This window comes from Streptomyces sp. NPDC127084, from assembly GCF_042724175.1.
Taxonomy (GTDB): Bacteria; Actinomycetota; Actinomycetes; order Streptomycetales; family Streptomycetaceae; genus Streptomyces.
The window spans coordinates 1-4,793 of the sequence record NZ_JBHXFA010000275.1 but is presented as its reverse complement, the minus strand read 5'-3'; the positions used below and the strand labels follow the sequence as shown (position 1 = coordinate 4,793).

The following is a 4,793-nucleotide window of genomic DNA, read 5'->3' as shown; positions in this document are numbered from 1 at the left end:
GGGTACCGGCGCGCAACGCGCCGGTACCCGCCCTCTGTGGCGGAACCGTCAGAGCACCTTGGACAGGAACGCCTTGGTGCGCTCGTGCTGCGGATTGCCCAGCACGTCCCGCGGGTTGCCGGACTCGACGACCACGCCGCCGTCCATGAACACGAGCGAGTCGCCGACCTCGCGGGCGAAGCCCATCTCGTGGGTCACGACCACCATCGTCATACCGCTCTCGGCCAGGTCGCGCATGACGTCGAGGACGTCACCGACGAGCTCCGGGTCGAGCGCGGACGTGGGCTCGTCGAAGAGCATCAGCTTCGGCTCCATCGCCAGCGCACGGGCGATGGCGACACGCTGCTGCTGACCGCCGGAGAGCTGCGAGGGGTAGTTCCCCGCCTTGTCCCCGAGGCCGACCCGGTCGAGCAGCTTCAGGGCTCGCTCGCGGGCGACGGCCTTGGCCTCGCCCTTGACCTGGATCGGCGCCTCCATGACGTTCGCGAGGGCGGTCATGTGCGGGAACAGGTTGAACCGCTGGAACACCATGCCGATGTCCCGGCGCTGGAGAGCGACCTCGCTGTCCTTCAGCTCGTAGAGCTTGTCGCCCTTCTGGCGGTAGCCGACGAGCTCGCCGTCGACGTACAGCCGGCCGCCGTTGATCTTCTCCAGGTGGTTGATGCACCGGAGGAAGGTCGACTTGCCCGAGCCCGAAGGGCCGATGAGGCAGAACACCTCACGCGGGGCGACTTCGAGATCGATGCCCTTGAGGATGTGGGCCGCGCCGTAGGACTTGTGTACGCCCTCGGCCTTCACCATGGCGGTCATGTCACATCACCGCCTTGGGGCGTCGAAGGATCAGCAGGTTCGCCTTGACGCGCTGCCACGGGGTGGGTGGCAGCTGACGCAGCGAGCCACGGGCGTAGTACCGCTCGATGTAGTACTGGCCGACGCTGAAGACGCTGGTCAGAGCCAGGTACCAGATCGAGGCGACGATCAGCATCTCCATGACGGCGAACGACGTGGAGCCGATGTTCGTCGAGGCCCGCAGCAGATCGGTGTACTGCACGGCGGAGACCAGAGACGAGGTCTTGAGCAGGTTGATGAACTCGTTGCCGGTCGGCGGCACGATCACCCGCATGGCCTGCGGCAGCACGACCCGGCGCATGGTCTTGCCGTTGGGCATACCGAGTGCGTGCGAGGCCTCGGTCTGACCCTCGTCGACCGACTGGATGCCGGCTCGGACGATCTCGGCCATGTAGGCGCCCTCGTTCAGACCCAGACCCAGCAGGGCCACAAGGAACGGGGTCATGACATCGACCATCTCGTCCTTGTAGAACCCGATGTTCAGGATCGGGAAGATCAGCGCCAGGTTGAACCACAGCAGCAGCTGGACGTACACCGGGGTCCCGCGGAAGAACCAGATGTACAGCCAGGACACCGCGCCGGTCACCGGGTTCTTCGAGAGCCGCATGACGGCGAAGACGATGCCCAGCACCAGGCCGATGATCATCGACAGCACGCTGATGATGATGGTGTTCAGCGCGCCTTCGAGGATGCGGGAGTCGAAGAGGTACTCACCGATCGTGGCCCAGCGGAGGTCGCCCTGCGAGAAGGCGAAGCCCAGCCAGCCGAGCAGGCCCAGCACGATCACCGCGGACACATAGCGTCCGTAGTGCCGCACCGGGATGGCCTTGATCTGCTCGGGGTGCGCCGCGACGGCGGCTTCCTTGCTGACCGTGCTGTCGCCCTTGCTCTCCGGCGAGCCGGCCGGCGGCTTGTCCGCCGGTGGCTCGTCGGCGGGCGTCTTGTCGAACTTGTCAGTCACAGTGACTGCCCTTCAGGTGGAACGCTCGATGCGGGTACGCCGCGACTTACTTACCGCCGTTGATGGTCGCCTCGGTGACCGCGCTGTCCTTGACGTCCCACTTCTCGAGGACCTTGCCGTACTCACCGTTCTTGATGATCGCGGCCAGGGCCAGCTTGAGCGCGTCCCGCAGCTCGGTGTTGTCCTTGTCCACCGCGATGCCGAACGGGCCGGCGTCGGTCTGGTCGCCGACGACCTCGAAGTCGTTGCCGCCACCCGCGGTCTTGGCGATGTGCGCGGCGACCGGGTAGTCGTTCAGGTCAGCCACGGCGCCGCCGGACTTCACTCGGGTCTGGGCCTCGGCGTCGGTGTCGAAGGCCTCGATGGTGAGCTTGCCCTTGCCGTCCTTCTCGCACTTGGCGGCCTGGGCCTTGAAGGTGGTCTCGTAGGTCGTGCCGCGCTGGACGGCGACCTTCTTGCCACACAGGTCGTCGAGTGAGGTGATCTTCTGCGGGTTGCCCTTCTTGACCAGCAGGGAGACACCGGAGGTGAAGTAGTCGACGAAGTCGACGCCCTTGCCGACCTTCTTGCCCGTGTCGTCCAGACCCTCTTGGCGCGCCTTGGTGTCGCTCATGGCGGACATCACGACGTCCTGGCGGCCGGTGTTGAGGGAGGAGATCAGACCGTCGAAGGTGCCGCTGGTGAACACGAACTTGACACCGAGCTCCTTGCCCAGCGCGGCGGCGATGTCGGGGTCGATACCGACGATCTTGCCGCCCTCCTCGTACTCCATCGGGGCGTACGCGGCGTCGGTGCCCACCTTGATGACACCGGCGTCCTGGTACTTCTTCGGGAGCTTGTTGAAGAGCGGGGCGGAGCTGCCGGCGCCGCTCTCCTTGGTGGAGGTCGATGCCGAGTTGGTCTGGTCACCGCAGGCGGTGAGTACCAGCGCGCCGGCGACCGCGATCGCGCCGACCGCGGCGATCCGGGACCGTGCGGCGGTCGTACGACGGGTGGTGCTTGCGGTCATGATCGGGTCCTCCGGCATGTCGGGGTGTAGCCAAAGTCGGTCGCGAACTCGCCATTGAGTGTCACGACCCTGTGTGTTTCCGGCATCTTGCCATTCGGACTAGCCCATTCAGTGGCCTCGGCATGTCAAAATCGGATAACGGGTGACCCCCGAACTGCGACAGGCCGGTACAACATGACCGGACCAGCCGCATCATCTGCGGCTTTACCTTCCTATGACGGAAAAATCTTCGGATTCGGCCCACTGTTCGGGCGGCTCGGAGAGTGACGGTGGAGCGACTTTTTGTGACCAGTTCAGCTACTTGATGCTTTCTGTCAGGTTATGTCGCGAAGAGTCGTCGTGCAGAGCCCCGAGCCGGTCTAACGGACTCGTCGGCGGTACCGTCCGTCAGGTAAGAAGGATCCTTACACCCCTCATCCGGGGCTCAGGGCGCGTTGTGCGGCGCGCCCGCGCGTACGTACCTCTCCCTGCCGGGCGGGCCAACCGCCCCGCGCAGGGCACGGACGCGGTGCCCGCCCACCCCTCCTCAACCAGGAGCGGCAACCCTCAAACGATGAAGACTTAAGGGGTCAACCACAAATGGCAGCCGAGATCGTCAATCCCCACAGCGACAGCGCCAGGGAAGCGGAAGTGGAGGGTGTCGCCGGTACGTCCGGCGAAGCCTTCGACCCCGCCTTCGCCCTGCACCGCGGCGGCAAGATGGCCGTCCAGTCCACGGTGCCGATCCGTGACAAGGACGACCTGTCCCTCGCCTACACGCCCGGCGTGGCGCGGGTGTGCACCGCCATCGCCGAGCAGCCCGAGCTGGTCCACGACTACACCTGGAAGTCCCAGGTTGTGGCGGTCGTCACGGACGGTACGGCCGTGCTCGGGCTCGGCGACATCGGCCCGGAGGCCTCGCTCCCCGTGATGGAGGGCAAGGCGATCCTGTTCAAGCAGTTCGGCGGAGTCGACGCGGTCCCGATCGCGCTCGCCACCACCGACGCTGACGAGATCGTGGACACCGTCGTCCGGCTCGCCCCCTCGTTCGGCGGGGTGAACCTGGAGGACATCTCGGCGCCGCGCTGCTTCGAGATCGAGCGCAAGCTCCAGGAGCGGCTCGACATCCCGGTCTTCCACGACGACCAGCACGGCACGGCCGTGGTGACCCTCGCGGCCCTGCGGAACGCGGCGAAGCTGACCGGCCGGGGCCTCGGCGATCTGCGTGCGGTGATCTCCGGCGCGGGCGCCGCGGGTGTCGCCATCGCCAAGTTCCTGCTGGAGGCCGGGCTCGGGGATGTCGCGGTCGCCGACCGCAAGGGCATCGTGAGCCGGGACCGCGAGGACCTCACCCCCGTCAAGCGGGAGCTCGCCGAGCTCACCAACCGCGCCGGGCTCAGCGGCTCGCTGGAGGCCGCCCTGGCCGGTGCCGACGTCTTCATCGGCGTCTCCGGCGGCACGGTGCCGGAGGCCGCGGTGGCGTCGATGGCGGAGGGCGCCTTCGTCTTCGCCATGGCCAACCCGAACCCGGAGGTCCACCCGGACGTGGCGCACAAGTACGCCTCGGTCGTGGCCACCGGCCGCAGCGACTACCCGAACCAGATCAACAACGTGCTGGCCTTCCCCGGTATCTTCGCCGGCGCGCTCCAGGTGCGGGCCTCCCGGATCACCGAGGGTATGAAGATCGCGGCGGCCAACGCGCTCGCCGACGTGGTGGGTAACGACCTCGCCTCCGACTACGTGATTCCCTCGCCGTTCGACGAGCGGGTGGCCCCGGCCGTCACCGCGGCCGTGGCGGCGGCGGCGCGCGCTGAGGGTGTGGCCAGGCGCTGACCACCTACGGCGGTTCGAGCGGGCCGTGCCGGGCACCTCGTGGGGTGCGGGGCACGGCCCGTGGCCTTTTCCAGCCCGCACGGCGTGCCCGAGGTCTGTCTCTTATACACAACACCCAGCCCACGAGACACACTCACAACTCGCTTACCCTCTTGGGCGACA

4 protein-coding genes are annotated in these 4,793 nt (G+C 67.2%); 1 reads left to right on the top strand and 3 read right to left on the bottom strand.

Features of this window, described 5'->3' with window-relative positions:
- Window positions 1-48: 48 nt before the first annotated feature.
- From ACFWI9_RS32945 to ACFWI9_RS32935, 3 genes are read right to left on the bottom strand one after another with little or no spacing between them, the layout of a single operon-like run.
- The gene (locus tag ACFWI9_RS32945) at window positions 49-810 is read right to left on the bottom strand and encodes an amino acid ABC transporter ATP-binding protein (RefSeq protein ID WP_387168589.1); all 762 of its coding nucleotides are present in this window, start codon (window positions 808-810) and stop codon (window positions 49-51) included.
- 1 nt (window position 811) lies between these two features.
- Window positions 812-1,810 carry an amino acid ABC transporter permease gene (locus ACFWI9_RS32940; RefSeq protein WP_387168586.1) on the bottom strand — a complete coding sequence of 333 codons (999 nt, stop codon included), beginning with the start codon at window positions 1,808-1,810 and terminating at the stop codon, window positions 812-814.
- Between the two features lie 46 nt (window positions 1,811-1,856).
- Window positions 1,857-2,819, bottom strand: coding sequence for an ABC transporter substrate-binding protein (locus ACFWI9_RS32935; RefSeq protein WP_387168584.1), 963 nt, complete (start codon window positions 2,817-2,819; stop codon window positions 1,857-1,859).
- Between the two features lie 579 nt (window positions 2,820-3,398).
- Between ACFWI9_RS32935 and ACFWI9_RS32930 the strand changes: the two genes are divergently transcribed.
- Window positions 3,399-4,631 (top strand): NADP-dependent malic enzyme, encoded by a 1,233-nt coding sequence (locus tag ACFWI9_RS32930; RefSeq protein ID WP_387168583.1) that lies wholly within the window; start codon window positions 3,399-3,401, stop codon window positions 4,629-4,631.
- Window positions 4,632-4,793: the final 162 nt, after the last annotated feature.